The following is an 18,281-nucleotide window of genomic DNA, read 5'->3' on the forward strand; positions in this document are numbered from 1 at the left end:
ATCATCAGTGCAGCCGCAGCGTGCGTGACACGCTCGGCACGCCGTTGGTGTTCAACGCAAAAAGCATGTAGTAGCCCGGCACGACAACACCGGGATCGGCCGGAATCTTCAGAATGAATTCGCCAGCCGTGCCTACCGTGAAACTCAACGGCACGCGTCGCTGCTCGTTGTTTACAGCATGCGTGTTGGACGACAAACGCATCAGCGCGAACGCCTTGACACCAGTGCTGGCTTTCACGGCGATGGAAGTACCGAGCTGTGCATCGGCCGGCACGTTACTGAGCGTCGGCCGTGTGGCAGCCGATCCATCCGCATTGAGCAGGTACGGCGGTGTGAGGATCTCAATGTCTGTGTGGTTAGTCGCGCAGCCGCCACACAATCCACCGCCGCCGCTCAGCACGCGGCCATCCGCCAGCAGCAGCGCAACGCTGTGATACGTCCGCGGCACGGCTTGCGGCGCGAGCTGCGAGAAGACCTTCGTCGTCGGGTCCCACAACTCCGGAGTCAGCACAGCAGTGTCGTCCGAGAAAGGCTGCGCAAACGCCTGTCCGCCCACCACGACGACCTGCCCGTTCGGCAACACAACGCTGCTGCTGAATGCCCGCGTATAGCTCATCGGAGGCAGCGCGGTGGCGGTCGCCGTGCCGGTACTGATATCGATGAGCGTGGCATTCGAAGTCGCATTCGACTGCTCATAACTTGGAGCACCGCCGACAGCGAGAATCTTGCCGATGTCATACATGACGGCGTTGCCATTCATCGCATCGGTATCGTTCGCGCGCTTGCCGGCATCGGTCACGTTGCCGTTACCCGCAGTGTCGAACCAGTGCATGGCCTGGCTCGGTCCGGCGTGGAAAACCCGCCCATTGGACACCGCGAACAACCACGCGTGGTTATCAGCGCGGAATATGCCTGCCGCGTCCTGGGTCAATATGTAGTCGGCGAGTATCGCTCCGTTGAGTTGCCAACCCGAACCCGATGTCCACGTTTCGCCGTTTTTGCCACCCTCGCCGCCATTCCATGAACCACCAAGAGTGAACACGCTCCCATTGCTCAACGTGACGGTACCCTGGTAGCCTCGAGGGATCTTCATCAGGTTGCTCGACGACCATTGACCGGTCGACGGCGTGTAGATGCTCGTCTTCGAACTGCTCGATCCGCCGTTCACCAGCAAGCGGCCGTCAGGCAGATTCGCGATACCTGGGCAGAACATATCGTGCCCGGTATTGCTGACCAGCACCTGCTTGTTGGTTCCTGTGGTCGGGTTGAAGACCGCGGTGTACGTCTTGCCCGGGGTGATTTCACCAGAGGTGAAGTCGAGAAGCATATCCGACGACCACACCAGCACGTTGCCATCGGGAAGATTGGCCGCCGCTGCGGGAACCATTGGCACCCCGACAGGCGCCGACCACTTCGACGGCAATGTCTTCACATTCAGACCGCTCAACTGCCAGGTTTGCAGAGCGCTTCCATTGCATACCTGCTGTCGGACTTGCTGCCCCCATCCAGTCAGGCTCTGCGCCGCCAGACACAGGCCGCTGTGCGCAGCAACGATCGCGTAGCCGTTGCCTTGCGGCTTCGCGGTGAATGTCTGGTTCGTCTGACCGTTGCACGCCCACTGAATGATCGCGGCGCCAGCGGTCAAGCTCTCTCCTGTCACGTCCATGCACAGGCCGCTGTTTTGATTGACGAAGTGAAACTGGGATCCGGTAGGTACGGGCCGCCACTGCTGATTTGCACCGCCCGAGCACCCCCAGGAGATGACCGAGGCGCCACCCGTGGTGGATGCAGAGTCAACGTCCGCGCACAAATTCATACCGCTGAGCGTAATTGGGCCCACCGTTTGGGCCTCCACGCGTGTCGCGAACGTGGCGAGGGTCCACGCTAGTGCAGCGACGAAAAGTGCATTCATGCACTTGCCCCCATAGAGCGAGAAGAATCTGATAAACGGAATTGGCGCCATGGTCTCTGCTCCAGTTAAGGTTGAACTACGCGCGCCCCAATGCGCCCAGCGCATTGCAAATTTCGTCTGCACTTGGAAGATCCGCGCTGCGCCAGCGCAACCGCGCGCTCGCATCGAAGCAGTAGATCTGGGTTGCGTGATCTGCAATGTTGCCAAGCGGTAAGCGGCTGCCTGCAAGTGCCATGCGCATGCCGTCAACTTCGCGCAATGTGGGGGTTGCCGCCGTCCATGCAGGGCCAGCCTGAAAGCGCTTGAGCCAGTCATGCAACGCAGATGGCGAATCGGAAAGCGGATCGATTCCGATCGAGAGCAATCGAACCGGATAACGCCCACGAATTTGTGGCAACCGTTGCTGCACCGCGCTGAATAGCGCTCCTTGCAGAGGACATACGGAACTACATCCGGTGTAAATGGTTTGAAGCGCCGTCACGCCGTCCAGCAGTAAGCTGTTCAGCAATCGCTCTGCGCCGGTCTGATCGACCAGCCGCGTATCTTCCAGACGAACTGGCGGAGTGACGAGCCCCGATGTTCCATGCTGTGCATATACCGGCAAAGGCGCTGCCGCCATTGCAAGCAATGCGACATCGCGCAAGAAGACGCGGCGCGACGATCTTTCAACCGGCATGGACTCGCCAGGTTCAGCGCGCATGAGAGCTTTGGGATGAAACAAGGCGTCGTCCTCCGCAAAAGCCCATAGAACTGCGCACTCGCCTCCGCAACGGCGTTTGGCGCGGCAGTCAATGAACACGTCGGGTGAGTCGGCGATCGCTACGTTGCTTCGGTTCCGGGGGCGGCAAACCGGTTACGTATTAGAGGCAGCGATTAACGTCGACGGCATCCGATCGTATGCGAAGAAGGCGACTGGGTTTGTTTAGTACCCCACACTTCCCAGCGCTTCGTGACGTGAAGCGTGTCGGCGCGCGGCGGCTCGGCACGTGGGCCAAATGAAAGAATCCGGAGATGCGAGGCGTTGCGGCAATCCATGTCGATTCGCGTGCCGCGATGGTCTTTCCTCAACCCGCGCTGACGTTGCTCGCGAGGACCATTCCGGCACCGCGTGCCTGCGAATAGCTGGTGCCACAGCTCATCGCACTGTTTCCGGTGACCGACATGTCAGTACAGCCGTACAGATTCATGCCCGTCTCGCACCGTCGCACGAGATTGGCCGACACCACACCGCCAATGCGATTTGCCGCCGCAATTCCGCTTCCCCCGGGCCCGCTGAAACCTTCAACTACATTGCCGACTACCACGGCCCCCGTCGCGCTCGACTCCAGATAGATACCGTGCTTCGGACTCTGCTGACCGAGTACCGTATTGCCGTTGATTACCGGGTCGGACACGTCCAGACAATGGATTCCGTGCGCACCCATGTAGCGCAGGTTATTGCCCAGAATCGACGGCGAATCCTGATACAACGCGAGAATGCCAATTGCGCCATCCGCAGCATTGCAAAGCACACTGTTATTGGTGACGGCGGTGCCCTGTCCGCGCTCATGCCACTTGAAAGTCAATAGCGGCGAGCCGGCGCCTATCGGGTTGCTTGCGACCAACGCAGTCTCAGCAACACTCACAACGAAGGTTGCTGACGGCACGCCAGGTCCAGTAATGAGTTGCCCGAGTTGAACGGCCGGATTTGCGGACGCCAGCGTGACGTGAGCCGTGCCGTTTGTCGCCGCCCGCTGCTCCACCGAGACCGCGTTATCGGTGTCCGAGCCCAGCAAGCAGATTGCGGCTTTCGCGTGACCGCGCGTGAGATCGATTGTATTGCCCGATATGACGGACTGCACCGCTCCGCCGTACACGGCAATGCCCGCGTGAATCGGGTCCCATGCCGACCCGGTGCCGTCGGTTGCGGCGCGGTCGAATATCACCGTGTTACCCGTGACCGAGCACGCCAGCGATCGGACGATAGCTATGCCCCACCACTTCGCGCCCTCGCAAGTGTTGCCCGTGATGGTCGAGTTATTGACGTTTTCTGTCACTATGCTGCGCCGGAACGAACCTCGCACGACATTGCCCACCACCGTACACATGTTGTCCTGCAGCGGGAAGGAGTCGGCATGGTAGTTCGCCAGCCCTTCCATGTGTATGCCGATGCGGCAGTCCTGACCGGCCTTGGCCGTCACGAGATTGCCGGTGATCGTCGCTGCGCAACCCCAGACGGTGATACCGTCGCCGCGATCCTCGCCATAAGTGGACTTTTGCGTGGGTCCGCCGCCCGCGCCGATACAGTCAATAACCCTGTTATTGGCGATGATGAAGTCGTGATACTCGCCAGTCGATTCAACCTGGATGCCGTTCTGAAAATAGCGAATGGTCGAGCGCGTCACCGAACCAAGACTTGCGCGAAACATGATGCCGACGTTTCGTGCGCCGCTATTCGACTGAAGCATGTTCCAGTTCGTGAGATAGATTCCATCGAATTCGCAGCCTTGAGCAGTCACCGTGATCGCCGCCGCATTGGCGATGCCCGCGGTAAACCGCAACTCGCCGCCGCCAACTATACGAACCGTCTTCTCAATCTTGAGCGGCCTCGTCACCTTGAACACGTGCCCGCCGGGCACATGCACTACTGCGGCTCCGCTGCTGAAGGCCGCCTGTATCGCAGCGCTGTGATCGAGCGACGGCGCGCCTGACCGTGCGTCAGCGCGTGCCTCGGGTGACATGAAGTCGAGCACGCTTACTTCGCCATTCTGCCCGCGTGTATTTGCTGCATTCGATGCAGTTGCCGGATCAGCCGAAAAGTACCCCGCCACTGCCGCGCCCGCGGTCGTAGTTACCTTCGTAAGAAAGTTTCGCCTCTGTTCGCTCACAATTTTTTCCCGCAGATTCGAGCACAAATGGTTTGCCGCGGAGAAGACTCAATCCTCTCCTGCAATGCGTTGGCAACATCACCCGCTGCAACTTACCGGTTAATTAACCGGCATTCGTCTGCGGCTTGCCGCTGCGAGCGAAGTTGAGCGTCCTGACCAATATCGACTTAACCGCGCCCAAAGGTAACTTTCGCCACGCGAGCGGTACACCGGTCATTTGCGCGGCAAACCACGGCAATGACGAATCGTCTTCAATATCGAATGCGCTCAGGCGAAACGGATCACTTCTTTCGTCGTTCCAGCCAACCGCTGTAGTGCGTCCGCTCTTGTATCCGGTCGCCTTGAGCATTGCCACCTCACGCGATCCATACCGGCCATAGGGATATGCGAAGTGTTCGCAAGGTGCCCCGGTCAGCTGTTCAACCTCACGCTTCGATTGCGCGAGTTCCTCGATGCACTCCTGATCGTCGAGGCGCGTGAGCGTCGGATGAAAGCGCGTGTGCGATTGAAAATCCACATACGGCAGCATGGCTTCTATCTGTTCTCCGCTCAGCCCGCTCACCGGTGCTACGTCGCTGCGCACGTTCTGCTGAAACCCGTACCGCGCCAGCTCCTCGAGTCTTTGCGCATTGGGAAGCTTGATCAGACGCTTGACGCCCGCATGCTGCGCGCCGGGCGTGAGCCACCAGTGAGTGCGCTCATGCGCCACGATGCTGCTACAGATATAAATAGTAGGACGAACGCCATGCTTGATGAAAATCGGCAACAGCGTCGCGTTTCCGACATGGCCATCGTCGAATGTGAGCGCCGCGCGCCGGCGACCCTTTCCGGGCTTGTTCACTTCGGACATCGGAACAAACTCGCAATACTGCTTCAGATACGCAAGGTGTGAATCGAGCGTGGCCGGATCGGGATCGTGATAAAGAAGCACCGCAACCCGGTCTCGCCATAGCAGAAAGCGTGTGAGCGCCGGTAAGCCGCTGAGAAGAATGGCGTGCGTAAAGATCGTGCGCATTAGTAGCTTCGGTTTCATGTCACCTCTTCAGGTCACGAAATACAGCACGGGTTGTGCGCTTCCTTATACCGTTCTCAATAAGGCCCGAACGTACGGTTAACCACAAAGATGCTGCGTGCCTCCATTTACCTCTCACGGTTTTACTTTTCGCGAATGCCGTCGCCTGCAAAGTGCCTCATTGATATGTTATGCACAGAAGTGCAATGCCTACGCAGCGTAAATGATCCCATTCAGGTTGTGCGCTCGCGAACATACGCGTCAAAAATGGCACCGCAGACTCTGGCAGTGCTGACTGGTGCGCATCATGTGGCGCGCCGCCTTCACACCGTTCTACATGCGACCCAGTTTCATTCAGGCACGAACCGAGTCTGACGAGTCGCAGCATTCCGACAATGTATGAGCCTTGTTTGCCGGCCTCCTCCATCGAGGCGATGGAGCGATCTCTCTTCGGCATTTCGAGGGGTTCGAAAGACGCTCCTAACTCGAGCGGAAAGTAATGAGCCGCGGCGCTTACGACGGTAAGCAGACGAATAGCGTGCGGCAACGGAACTTCGCTGGCATCAGCGCCTGTACATCCATGTGTGCGGGTGGTCGGTTAAACTTCTTCGATGATGGGCTCCTTATGAACGAGTATTCTCCAAAATCGCAGGCTGCCGGCTCCCGCCAGAATGACGTGGATCTGGTCCGTTACCTCGACGTGGTTCTCGCAAATCGGTGGTTTGTCCTGGCCATCGCGAGCATGGTGCTGGCAATGGGTGTCGCCTACAGTCTTCTCGCACCGCCCGTTTACCAATCCGATATTCTCCTGCAGGTAGAACAGGAGAGCCCTACCAATACCAAGAGTCTGTTAGGCGACGTGTCGAGCCTCTTCGACGTTAAAACAGAAACCACCGCCCAGATTGAAGTACTGCGCTCACGCATGGTGGTAGGAAATGCGGTCGACAATCTCAAACTCTACATAAGCGCCGAGCCGAAACGCTTTCCATTGATTGGCAATTGGATCGCTCGCTGGAACAAAAGCTTGTCGCAGCCCGGCCTGCTCGGAGTTGGCGGCTATGCGTGGGGCAATGAGTCGATCAATGTGGGGACGTTCGATGTCCCAGAAGAACTGGAAGGCGACGACTTCAAGCTGACCTCGCTCGGCGGAGGCCGCTATGTTGTCGAGCAGAAGCAGCTTGACGCGCCCATCTACGGACGTGTCGGCGAGACGATCGTTTCCAACGAGAGCACCGGAAAGATAACGCTGCGCGTGCAAGCACTCAACGCGAATCCCGGCACCGAATTCCAACTCGTACGGAACTCCCGACTCAAGACGCTGGAAAACCTGCAAGACAAGCTGTTCATTGTTGAAAAAGGCAAGCAGAGCGGCATTATCGGGGCGTCACTGACAGGCACGGACCGGCAACTGACCGCGAAGATCCTGAACAATATCGGCGACGAGTACGTCGCGGCAAACATCGCGCGCAAGGCTGCCGAGGCCGAGAAGTCGCTCGCGTTTCTCAGCGATTTACTCCCCCAACTGAAAAGCGAACTTGAAGGTTCCGAGCGTAGCTATAACGCGTTGCGAATGAAGCGCGGCACATTCGACATCAGCGAAGAAGGCAAGACCTATCTGCGCGAAAGCGTCGAATTGCAGGCGAGTACGCTTGCCCTGAAACAGAAACGCTCCGAACTCACTGCACTTTTCACGAGCGAGCATCCGTCGGTTCGTGCCGTCGACCAGCAGCTTGCCGCCCTGAGCGCCAAAGAGGCCGCGGTCTCGCAGCGAATGACTTCGCTGCCTGAACTGGAACAGGAGTCGTTGCGCCTGATGCGCGATGTGCGCGTCAATAACGATCTCTACGTCGGCATGCTCAACAACATGCAGCAGTTGAAACTCGTGCGGGCCGGCAAGGTCGGCACCGTGCGACTGCTTGACCGCTCGGTCGTACCGAAGGAGCCCATCAAGCCGAATAAGCCGCTGCTGATCGCCGGATCCGCGGTACTCGGCCTCATTCTGGGGATAGTGGCGACCTTCGTGCGCCACATACTGCGCGGCGGCGTGACGGACCCTCACGACATCGAGCAGGAGACCGGTCTCACTGTATATGCGACCGTTCCAGTTTCGCGCACGCAGGCAGCGCTCCAGCATGAATCGCCAGGACGCAATGAGGGCTTGCTGTTGCTGGCCTCGCATTCTCCGGGAGACCCATCGGTCGAGAGTCTGCGCAGTTTGCGCATAGTGCTGCAGCTTTCAATGCGGGAAGCGGGAAACAACCGCGTGCTGCTCACCGGTCCGAGCGAACAGATCGGCAAATCGTTTCTATGCGCGAATCTCGCGGCCGTGATGACGGGATCCGGCAAGCGTGTGCTGCTGATCGACGCCGATTTGCGCAGAGGCCATCTGAACGAGTATTTCGGCAAGGAATCGCAACCAGGGCTCGCGGACGTTCTGACGTCGAGTGCCACGCTAGACGAGGCACTGCAGCGTAACGTGGCGCCCGGACTCGACCTCCTCCCCAACGGCACTACGCCGTCCGACCCCGCCGAGCTTCTGATGGGCGACGCAATGTCGCGTCTTCTGGAATCGGTAGGCGACAGTTACGACATGGTGTTGATCGATACTCCGCCCGTCCTCGCGGTGTCCGACGCTGCGGTACTCGCGCACCGTTGCGGCACCGTGTTCCTCGCAACGCGCTTCGGCACGACTTCGGTCGACGAAGTACGCGAGTCTGTCAAGCAACTCAGGCATGCGAACGTGGAAGTGAAAGGCGTGATCTTCAATGCTTTCCATCCGGCCGCCTATCGCTACAGCCTGGGTTCTCACGCGGGACGTAACCGATATCTGTCGTATCAGTACACGACTGCCTCGAGCGACTCGAAATCCGCCAGTTGACCCGTGTCTAACCGTATGCCGCAGAAAGCCCGTGTGGCCGATGCGGCATAACCGGTACGGCTTTGTCAAAACCGAACTCCGAAGAGAAGATGATCGTCAATGTAAAGCATTCGGTCGTTAGCATCGCGGGCGTTGTCCTCAGTCAGGCCGCAAACTTCATTGCGGTCATATTGATTGGCAAGTTCTGCGGGCCGAGCGAGCTCGGTTACTTCAGTCAGTTGAATGCGATTGGCCTTTTCGCCGGCTCTGTGCTGGGCTTGCGCCTCGAAGTGGCTTGTATGGCTGCGGATAAGACGCTCGCCGTTCGGGCGCTGGTGAGTTCGAGCTGCGTCGCCATGGGGATCGCACTGCTCCTCGCCGTCGTCGCGGTGATCAGTGGTCAGCAGAAGTATTTGACCGTAGTGGTGCTGGCGAGCGGCGTATTCCTCCAGCAGGCACTGTCGTCCGCATTAGCGAGCGAACGAAAGTACGTGAGTATCGCCGTGCAACGCGCATTCCCGAATGTCGCATTCGCAGTGGCGTTCGTTGCGCTGATGATGATAGCCAGCCACCCGTGGAGCGGCCCGGATATTTTCGCTGTGTATAGCTTCGTGTTTCTTGCTTCGGCTGTCGTCCCGCTGGTCGGATATCTTTTCGCTTCCCGGCCGATGCTTTCGCCGGAGTGCCTGAAGTTCTCCCGGCTGCAACTCGATTACGCCAAGTTCTCGCTGCCGACGACGTCGCTTAATTCGGTCGTGATCTATTCAATCGCGATCCTCATGCCGCTCGCTTTTGCACCCCACGACGCGGGCGTGTTTGCTCTCGCCTATCGCGTCGGCTATTTCCCCGCGTCCCTCCTGTCACAGAGTCTCGGCGCGGTATTCCGTCGGGATCTGATCGATCTGGTGGAAAGAGGAACAGACGTGCGCGGCGCGAGGAATCCTGCAACATCGTTCTCTCTGGTTCTGATGCCACTGAGCGTAGTGCTCATTGCCGCCGGCTACCTCGGTCTCGCGCTCATCATCAACTTCAAGATGGGAGACCTCTGGCAACAGTCGATGCATGTTTACATGCTGTTTTCGCCGTACTTCCTGACGATGGCCGTGTTCGGTTCGCTTGCACAGGTATTTATCGTCTTCAAGCAGCAGAAGTTCGATCTGGTGATTCAACTGATGAGCGCCGCCAGCATATTCATCATTTTCACTTTTACCACCCTCTTCAGGCTTGACTTCATGTCGGTCGTGCTGCTTCTCAGTCTTTCGGGAACGCTCGTGGCATGCGTCGGCATCTATTATTCAGTGAACGTGGCGAAAGGCGGCATGAGCATCAAGCCGCGGGATTCGGTCGCAATTTAAGGGGGTGAACGTGCGTATTGTCAAAGTACCCGGGCTGATCGGGCGAAGCGCGAGTCCCGGTGTGTCGGCGACAATCTGGCTGCTTCTGCTCGCCCTTCTTTGCTTTATTTCCATCGCCCATGAAACAGTGCTCCCGGCCAAGTTCCTGCTCGACGAGCAAGTTATCCTCGAACGAATGATGACGGTTAGTCGCTTTGAAGCCTTTGGCGACTCCTTCGACAACCTTGCATGGACTTTCCGCTCGCTCGGCATTAGCACGCCGGGAATATCGCTGCTCGGATTCTTCGCCTCCACAGTCGGACTCATGCTCGCCATATGGCGCTCGGGAGTGGGGTCCCTGACGTATACGGAATTCCTGCTCGCCTGCTTCTGGCTCTTTGCGCAGACGGTCTACATTGGTATGCCTTCAAAGGAGATCGTCATATCGCTGGCGGTTCTCTTCATTCTGCAGTGCAAGGATTCGCGGTTCATCGTTGTCGTATTTACAGCTTGCGTCGCACTGATCGCCATCTTTTTTCGGACCTACTGGGCTATCACGTTAGTGCCGGCGCTGTTGCTGTACTTCGGGCCCGCCGTTCTGCGCAAGCCGCCGTCTCTCGCATTGCTGGCTGTGATCCTGTTCGCATGCGTAGCCGCTAACTTCCGTATGCAATACGGCGAAACGCTGGACTTTGCACGGCAAATGGTTAACGAGTCGAGAGATCCGAGCGAGGTCGGGTCGCTTATCGTACAGATCATCCCCGGCGGCAATATGGTCTCGGACGTGACTAACGCCATGCTCATTCTGGGCACGTTTCTGCTGCCTTTACCGCTGGTTCTCTCAGGGGTGGCGACTCAGACCATCGGCGGAATATGCACATTCTTTACTCTCGCCTCTATGTTCTCGCGGTATCAGAGAAGAGGTGCAGTCGCAGCGCCAGATCGCTTCGAGAAGCTGTGCTTCTGTTTCATTGTCAGTTTTCTTGCGACTCAGGCGATCTTTGAGCCTGACTATGGGTCGTTTCTCCGCCACCTATCGCCGATCTCGCCGCTCTTGATGTATCTGCTGCTTTCATCGCGATCGGAGCGCGAGTCGGACGCGGCTCATGTCACTCCGATCCGGCGCGTCCGCTTACATTTCGGCCAGCCGGAGCGCAGATGGCTCAGATCCCACGATGGTCAATGAACGCGCAGCGCGGCGTTCAGGCAGCGGTCAATTCCCGATGACGCGATCACGTTATTCCAACGCAGATGTTCGAGGCTCGATGGGTCGTTGGCTGGCACCGTCTCATCCGACAGACGACCTATTCCTGCAAAGATGTCGGGCCCCGTTACCTTGCAGAGAATGCCGAACGCGGCCGCTGCAGTGAGGTTCGACGGCGAGTCGTTACAAATGATCCTTTTGCCCAAGGCGGCATATTCCAGGAGCTTCGTCGGAGTCTGGACGTTGTACGGGCGCGAGTAGGGAATTGTGGAAATGGCGTACTCGCAATTCTTCACCACATCGAGCGCGTCCCGCTGCGGCAGTTTCCCCGTGAATATCAGGCCGGGTGCCCCCTGGTAAGCGTCGGCGATTTCCTTTTCCACGGCACCGACAAGTACCAGGGTCTCGGACCCGCGCCTCGCGGAGGCAAAACCCGCCAGGAATTCATCGACGCCCCTCTCACGGGTAATTTCTCCCATATAGCAGAACGTTCCCGCGGGCAGCGACCCGTTGCGCGAGCCCTTGCACGAGAAGATCCAGTCAGGCACGCCCATGGGCAACAGGATGGTTTCCACGCTGTCGTCGAAGTCCATCAGCTTCTGCATGGATTCGTTCTGAAAAATCCTGAGGTTTGGACGCGGCTGCAGCAGCTTCTTCGCAGCGTCTTTTAGCTTTATATAGCTACCCACCGACAACGAACGATAGTCGTGAATCACATAGCGCGACGGCAATCTCTTTGGATAGAAACCCATGATGCACCAGAGCACATAGTTGTACGGGTCCGCTATCTTCCGGTACTCAGCCAGCGTGCCTGAGTCGACGAAGTAGCCGTTCTTTTCAAAATACTCCGTGTATGCGGCCACCTCGGGATAGTTCGCCTTGCCCGTATGCAAAATAAACAGTTTCACTTTTTCCTACCTCCGTTGCTCGCACTCGGCACCCATGTGGTCGACGAGCTCTTTGCTTGCGAGGGCGTTACGTCTTATTGGCTGAAGTTTATTTTTTGCGAAATATAGCTATTGATGTTCGACTTCTCGATGACGTTGTCCCACGCAAGCTGCGTGAAATTCGCCCTTTGATTCGGCTTCGCCGTTTCGATGGTGGCGGCGGTCATACCGGTGAAAATGGAGGAACTGGTGATGATGCTGTTGATCCGCAAATCCTCGCAGCACGCGACGTTCGAAGGCGAGTCATTGCACAAGATCTTTTTTCCAAGCGCCGCGTATTCGAGTAGTTTGGTCGGTGTCTGATAGCAATGCGGACGGTGGTACGGAAAGTACGACACCGCAATCGACGACCTGGCGACAAGGCCAAGTGCCTCGCGCTGCGGCAACGCGCCCGCGAACACCAATCCGCGCTTGCCGGCGTATCGCTCGTAAAGGCGCGGCTCGGGCTTGCCTACGAGCAGCAGCGAAGCATCCACCTCGCGGAAGTTCTCGAGAAATGCCTCGATGACGAGATGGAAGCCCCGCTCGAAACTCATGTCGCCGATATAGCAAAAGTCGGCGATATCCTCGGCATCAGGCGGTTGTTGCGGCACCTCGAAGATCCATTTTGGAACGCCCATTGGAAGGATCACCGAGGGCACGTCGTCATTGAACTTCATAATGTTCTGCTGCCGCGTGTTCTGGAAGATCCGCAAATTGGGCCGCGCGTTCAGATAGCGCTTTGCGATGTCTTTTAGCCCAGCCGAGCCGCCCACGGAGAGCGACCTGTAGTCGTGAATGACGAAGTCCGACGCCAGTTGCTTCGGATAGAAGCCCATGATCGCCCACACCAGGAAATCTGCCTTGTTCTCCAGCGCTTTGTAGTCGCTTAGTGTGCCGGCTACTACATCGACACCGCGTGCGGCGTAGTAGTCCTGATAGGCCACGAGTTCGGGGTAATTAGCCCGACCGGGATGTAGCAAGAAGATTTTGTACACAGTTGGTCCCTGTAAATCGTTGGTGCGTTCAACTAGTCGTTCAGATCGGGCGTCGGAACTACAATGACTTGTCCGGGTTGGGCTGGATATCGCAAGGGCCGATAGAATGAGTGTCCACTACTTCCTTGGCGTGTTTTTCTACGGTGGACTCGTACGTGTTCAGCCATCTGTGAAAGATCGTGTCCATCGAAAACTTTGCCACCGCGAGCTCCCGTGCGGCCGCGCCCATCTCTTCCCTCAGTTTCCGGTCGCCGCGAAGCTGCTCCAGGTAACCCAGTATCTCTTCATCCGACCCAACGAATCCCGTGACGCCGTGAACGACCACGTCGCGATTGCCGACCACGTCCGTCACGACCGCCGGAATGCCCGCGACCTGGGCTTCGATTAGCGCTACGGGCATGCCTTCCCAGCGCGAGGTCTGCACGTAGATGTCGAGCTCAGACATCAACCCGAGAGCGCGCGAACGCGTTAGCCAACCGGTGCACGTGAGCGCAGACGCCTGACTCGCGTCGGGCAGCTCTTCGCTATTGCCGCCAATCCAGACAAACCTGGTAGTCGAGTCGTGCAACGTGTTCGCGAGAGAGATAAAGAGCTCGTGATGTTTCTGAAACGACGCGCGACCATTCATTCCGACGACCACATCTCCGTCGTCGCGAGTTTTACGCAGTGGGATGCTGCTAATGTCGACGCCGTTCTCTATCAGCTTTGCGTCCTTCACTCGTACCTTCCCTTCAATTTCCCGCAGTTCTCCCGGCGAGCACGCGACGACCGTTCCCCCCATCAGGTCGGCCATACGCTCGAACATCAGATAGGCAAGCTGCTTTGCGCGAGAGACGTCGCGGCGCAAGAACGCAAGGCCGTGCGGCGAGTAGAGAACCTTCGCGTTTTGCGTCGCAATTTTGGCGGCCGCTCGTCCTAATACCCCAGCCTTCGACGAGTGCAGATGGATCACTGTCGGGTCGCAGCGCCGCATATGTCTGGCTAGTTCCCACACGCTCGACCAATCCTTGCGAACATGTACGTCCCTGCACATTGCCACGTGCACGAGGTCAACCTTGGGATGAAACAGTTCGTTGAAATTCGTCGGGGTTTCCGGCCGTGTCGAATAAAGCACCGTGACATGCGCGCCGATTGCCGCTGCGCGATTGCAAAGCTCCGTGAGCATCGACAGAACCCCTCCTCCGAATGCCTCGGTAACGTGAACGATTCTCATGGGGCTCCCGCGCCAATTAACGATTTGCCAAGTTATCCATCGTGCTCGCCGCCCAGGCATGTGCCGATTAATCAGATGGCCTGGAGACTGCGTCCGTTTTTTAAACGCAAAATGCGAAAATAATCTGCATAACTGAAAATCACACGCGAAACATCGTGAAATCACCGATTTTTCATGACGCCGCATTCATACCTGTACCGAACAGCGATGGAGCCGCAAAGCGAGGAGCAATACAAGGGATTGCTACCAGATAACGCGAACACGCAAATCCGACTCACTAATCAGTGCGAGACTTAGCTTTCTTCGGAGTCGTGCGAGTCGACCAACAAGCAACAAGGAAGGCTTACTGCTCCTGCAAGCAGCGAATTGCGCAAAGCGGGAAGATCAAAGCGGGAAAGCAGGCCTGCCGCAATCTTTCAAGTCGCAAACAGTAGAATGCGGAAACCTTGCGTGACGATAAAAGCCTAAAAACTAACGCTCCGTGCGGAAGGACACATCGCGCGGTAAGTTTTGCAGACAGCAGTAACAAGTACTGTCAAATAATATTATTACCTTAGCCGCACCGTTTCGTTTAATCCTTGGTCCGCCACTTGCTTTCTCAAAATGCAGGTTGTGGTGAGAGCGATGTGGATCGTTCAATTGACGGCAAGGTCGTCGGATTGCCCTAGACAACGGCAGGCGACGGCTGAAAGGGCAGCGTATGCTTAGGTGAAAACACTCTGGACCCGCATACGACGCTTCTCGATCGGCCACCCCGCTCCTGCTGTTGCCAGGCACACGCGAGTAGACTCAACCGCGTTCAACGGTTCGCTGATTGCAGCGATAAGGAGGCGACGCACTTATAGCAAGCGAGGCCGCAGGCGGGCCTCAAATGTTCTACAACCAAAGACGATGTTCTTACCGCCGTCTTGTCATTTTTCTCGAGTTCGCTTGGCTTTTTCTATGGAGTACGGCATTGACAACGATTCCGATGACCCTGAAGATCAAGCACGCGTTCTCCGTTGTACGGGTGCTGTGCATCTTTCTTGCACTCAGTGTGTCCATGCAAGCGTTCCAGACCGTGGAACGTTTTACCGGCCGGCGAAAAGAGCGCAGGGACAACAAATAGGTTCAGCGTCGCCACGCTGACGGTGGAGCCGCTGCGCGTGCCGGTCCACCGTCGGTAGAAATGGACTAGCGTTACATTCAGTACTTTTCCGCAAATCGCCGTGGGTCCCACCAAATGCGAATCGACGCGCCACCATGGTTGAATGGCGCGCGTCGAAATTGACTAAGCATCTGTAATGCGATTACTGGCCGGTATAACCGAGCGGGACCGTTGAATTGTTCTTCGCCACCGTCGCGTTATTCGACACGATGTATTGCGGCATTTCGCTAAGCGTCAGCGTAACTGAACCGTTGTTATACGCAAGCGTGCTGACATTGCCGTATGCATCGATCTTCGTCACATTGCCCGACGTGCCCGCATTGTCGACCTGCAATGCATAACTGCTCGAGTACGTCTGGCTGTACACGCCGTTGCTCGCAGGCCATTGCGCGTTGCTATGCGCCCATGCCGCCGTCACCACTTTGCCGTTGCCGAGTTGCTGGAACCCATACACGAATGTGCCCGACGGCGTGCCTTTCACTCGACCGAGCGTATTGGTGCCGTCGAGTACGCGCGTCATCGTAGCGAAAGCCATTGCCTCCGGCTTTGGCGACAGGTTAGTCGCGCCAAATGCGCCCTGCGCGTTGTTCAGATCGAAGAACGAGCCGTAGCCGACTTCGCCCGGATAGTCGGGGCCATAGAAAAGTGTGGTGACCTGCGCGCCGCCACCGAGCACGATGATGTGTGCACGCACGCCGACTGCCGCGTGAGCGAACAACTGGTTCTGCGACGGCACCGTCGGACCATAGCTGAGGCCCGGATCGTAGCTCGTGCCCGCTTCGGTGAAGAAGAGCTTCATATTCGGCTTGCCCGCCTGCATCACCGAACGCAATTGCGTCATCTGGTTGTCGAGCGCGTTCGCCTGGTTCGCCGGATTGGGATCGGCGTCCTGCAATTCCGGCGGATGTGCCGGATAAGTGCCTGCATTCCAGTAGCCGTGAGTTGAAACGGCGTCGATGTAATTCCACAGCCCCAGCGCGCCAAACTTCTTCAAATAGCCAGTCGTGCAGGTGTCGCAATTCGCAGCGAACGGATTGCCTGTGCCCATCACGATAGCGTTCGGATCTGTCGAGTGGATGCCTTCGTATGCGGCCTTGTACATGGCGACGAAATTCGCGTCACTGTCTGCCCAGCCGAGGCTCGGCTCCCACGTTACCTGATAGTAGTTCTTCTGCTGGTTCGGATAATTCGCGGCGCGAATTGCGTTGGTATCGGTGCCGACTCTTGCCATGAAGTTCTGGAATTCGGGCATGTTCGACGGCGCGTAATAGCTGTCGTTGAACTGACCCGTCTTCGAGTCCCACGCAGGCAGACCGTCGAGACGCACAATGCGCATCTGATCAGGATTAGCCTTATAGAACGGATCCAGGTCGTTCGCGCTCGGCGTGTAGGTGTTCGGACCGTTGGGTTCCATCGCCGAGACCTGGCGGTCGTCGATCGTCCACGAGATACCGAGCGCATGCAGTGCCGCGATATTGCCGTTGAAGCCCTGCATGCCGAAGCGGTGCTGATCCTGATGCGCATAGGCGACGGTCCCGATTGCGGAACTCAGGTCGGGCAGAACGCCGAACGTTGCAATGCCCACCGGCCGCGTTCCGCTTCTCGGCAGTGTGCCGCCGCCGGAGCGCAGCGTCGCAGTCAGTGCGCCATAGCCGGCCCACGTCGACTTGCATGACAGCGTGTTGGTCTGCGCGCCCGGACTCACCGCGAAATTGCCCTGCGTCTTGATTGCGCCATTCGAGTCCGCCACGGACCAGACGACGGTGTCGGCGTTCGATGCATTTGTCGTAATGGCGATCTTGAACGCTGCGTTGTTCGGAAACACGCGCAGACCGTCGGTGGTCGGCGTATCGGCGCTGATCACGCCGTTAGCGGTGCCGCCTGCGGTTTGCGTCGGGTTGCCGCACGAAATGGTGGCGCTGGTGGTTGCCGATGCGGGCGAAGACGGTGTAGGGCTTGGTGTCGGTGTTGGTGCCGGCGCGGGAGCGGGCGTTGGTGCGGGCGCAGGTGCAGGTGCAGGTGCAGGTGCAGGTGCAGGTGCGGGCGCGGGTGCGGGTGCGGGTGCAGGTGCAGGCGCAGGTGCGGGTGCAGGCGCAGGTGCAGGTGCAGGTGCAGGTGCAGGTGCAGGTGCAGGTGCAGGTGCAGGCGCAGGTGCAGGCGCAGGGGCAGGTGCAGGCGTCGCTGCCGCCGCCCTCATCCAGCACGCCTTGTTGTACCCGAACGCGGGATCGGCTTGCGAAACGGAGCCGACATAACAACCGACACCGTTACTGAACGTACGGGGACTCGTCAGCATTGTCGAGGGTGCATCGGGCGGGACCGCGCCGAATACCACCGAAGCCGTGCCGAGGAACGAGCATTTGCCGTTCTCTTGCGCGCACAGCTTGAATTGCTGGCCCGCAACCGTAATGGTACTTGCCTGCGCTTGCGCGCTTTGAGCACCCAGGGATGTCAGCGCCGTCGTCGCCGCGATTCCTACCAACCTCGAATATCTAACCATTGTCCCTGTCTTTGAGAAGAGAAGTTATCCCCGAAAAGTGAGCAGGATCGGCAGAGCCGTCGCGCTTTTGTCTTATTGGATGTGAGAGAAAAGCTGTCCCCCGGACGCAATGCGGTCCGTCTTGAGACATCAAACGCTGGACGATCGAAGACCGGCGCGGCTGTGCACTGCGCGCGGTGGGAAACAAAAGCACCACTGTGCGAACGCCGCTATCTCCCCGGCGTTCAATCCATTAGGATGGCTAACTGACTATCTGAGCCAGTTTGCTTTTCATCATCGATCAATGGCAGTCGTTGAATGCAACGTTTGTC

General features: G+C 58.0%; 11 protein-coding genes. 3 read left to right on the top strand and 8 right to left on the bottom strand.

The features are described from left to right. Positions 1-4: 4 nt before the first annotated feature. The 4 genes from JMY24_RS18855 to JMY24_RS18870 form a co-directional block, all read right to left on the bottom strand. Positions 5-1,912 (bottom strand): RICIN domain-containing protein, encoded by a 1,908-nt coding sequence (locus JMY24_RS18855; RefSeq protein WP_236597453.1) that lies wholly within the window; start codon positions 1,910-1,912, stop codon positions 5-7. Between the two features lie 76 nt (positions 1,913-1,988). Further along, positions 1,989-2,588, bottom strand: a complete 600-nt coding sequence (locus JMY24_RS18860; RefSeq protein ID WP_236597447.1) for an SCO family protein — start codon at positions 2,586-2,588, stop codon at positions 1,989-1,991. A 388-nt stretch (positions 2,589-2,976) separates the two neighbouring features. Beyond that, positions 2,977-4,644 (bottom strand): right-handed parallel beta-helix repeat-containing protein, encoded by a 1,668-nt coding sequence (locus tag JMY24_RS18865; RefSeq protein WP_128596435.1) that lies wholly within the window; start codon positions 4,642-4,644, stop codon positions 2,977-2,979. Positions 4,645-4,882: 238 nt separating this feature from the next. Then, positions 4,883-5,812 (bottom strand): polysaccharide deacetylase family protein, encoded by a 930-nt coding sequence (locus JMY24_RS18870; RefSeq protein WP_128596434.1) that lies wholly within the window; start codon positions 5,810-5,812, stop codon positions 4,883-4,885. 604 nt (positions 5,813-6,416) lie between these two features. On the opposite strand from JMY24_RS18870, the gene JMY24_RS18875 reads away from it, so the two are divergent. The 3 genes from JMY24_RS18875 (at position 6,417) to JMY24_RS18885 (ending at position 11,168) form a co-directional block, all read left to right on the top strand. Next, positions 6,417-8,669 carry a polysaccharide biosynthesis tyrosine autokinase gene (locus JMY24_RS18875; RefSeq protein WP_128596433.1) on the top strand — a complete coding sequence of 751 codons (2,253 nt, stop codon included), beginning with the start codon at positions 6,417-6,419 and terminating at the stop codon, positions 8,667-8,669. 62 nt (positions 8,670-8,731) lie between these two features. Next, positions 8,732-10,003, top strand: coding sequence for a lipopolysaccharide biosynthesis protein (locus tag JMY24_RS18880; protein ID WP_236597448.1), 1,272 nt, complete (start codon positions 8,732-8,734; stop codon positions 10,001-10,003). 10 nt (positions 10,004-10,013) lie between these two features. Further along, entirely contained in the window at positions 10,014-11,168 is a 1,155-nt protein-coding gene (locus tag JMY24_RS18885) for a hypothetical protein (protein WP_236597449.1), read from the top strand. Here JMY24_RS18885 and JMY24_RS18890 read toward each other — a convergent pair. The 4 genes from JMY24_RS18890 to JMY24_RS18905 form a co-directional block, all read right to left on the bottom strand. Next, a complete protein-coding gene (locus tag JMY24_RS18890; RefSeq protein WP_128596429.1) occupies positions 11,162-12,094 on the bottom strand; it encodes a glycosyltransferase in 933 nt (310 codons plus the stop codon). The two genes, JMY24_RS18885 and JMY24_RS18890, sit on opposite strands and share 7 nt — an antisense overlap. A gap of 74 nt (positions 12,095-12,168) precedes the next feature. Beyond that, on the bottom strand, positions 12,169-13,110 hold the full coding sequence (locus JMY24_RS18895; protein ID WP_201702677.1) for a glycosyltransferase: 942 nt from the start codon (positions 13,108-13,110) through the stop codon (positions 12,169-12,171). Positions 13,111-13,168: 58 nt separating this feature from the next. Next, positions 13,169-14,323 carry a glycosyltransferase gene (locus JMY24_RS18900; protein WP_128596427.1) on the bottom strand — a complete coding sequence of 385 codons (1,155 nt, stop codon included), beginning with the start codon at positions 14,321-14,323 and terminating at the stop codon, positions 13,169-13,171. Positions 14,324-15,612: 1,289 nt separating this feature from the next. After that, positions 15,613-17,970, bottom strand: a complete 2,358-nt coding sequence (locus JMY24_RS18905) for a glycoside hydrolase family protein (RefSeq protein WP_201702678.1) — start codon at positions 17,968-17,970, stop codon at positions 15,613-15,615. Positions 17,971-18,281: the final 311 nt, after the last annotated feature.

The organism is Paraburkholderia kirstenboschensis (genome assembly GCF_904848585.1).
Classification (GTDB): domain Bacteria; phylum Pseudomonadota; class Gammaproteobacteria; order Burkholderiales; family Burkholderiaceae; genus Paraburkholderia; species Paraburkholderia kirstenboschensis.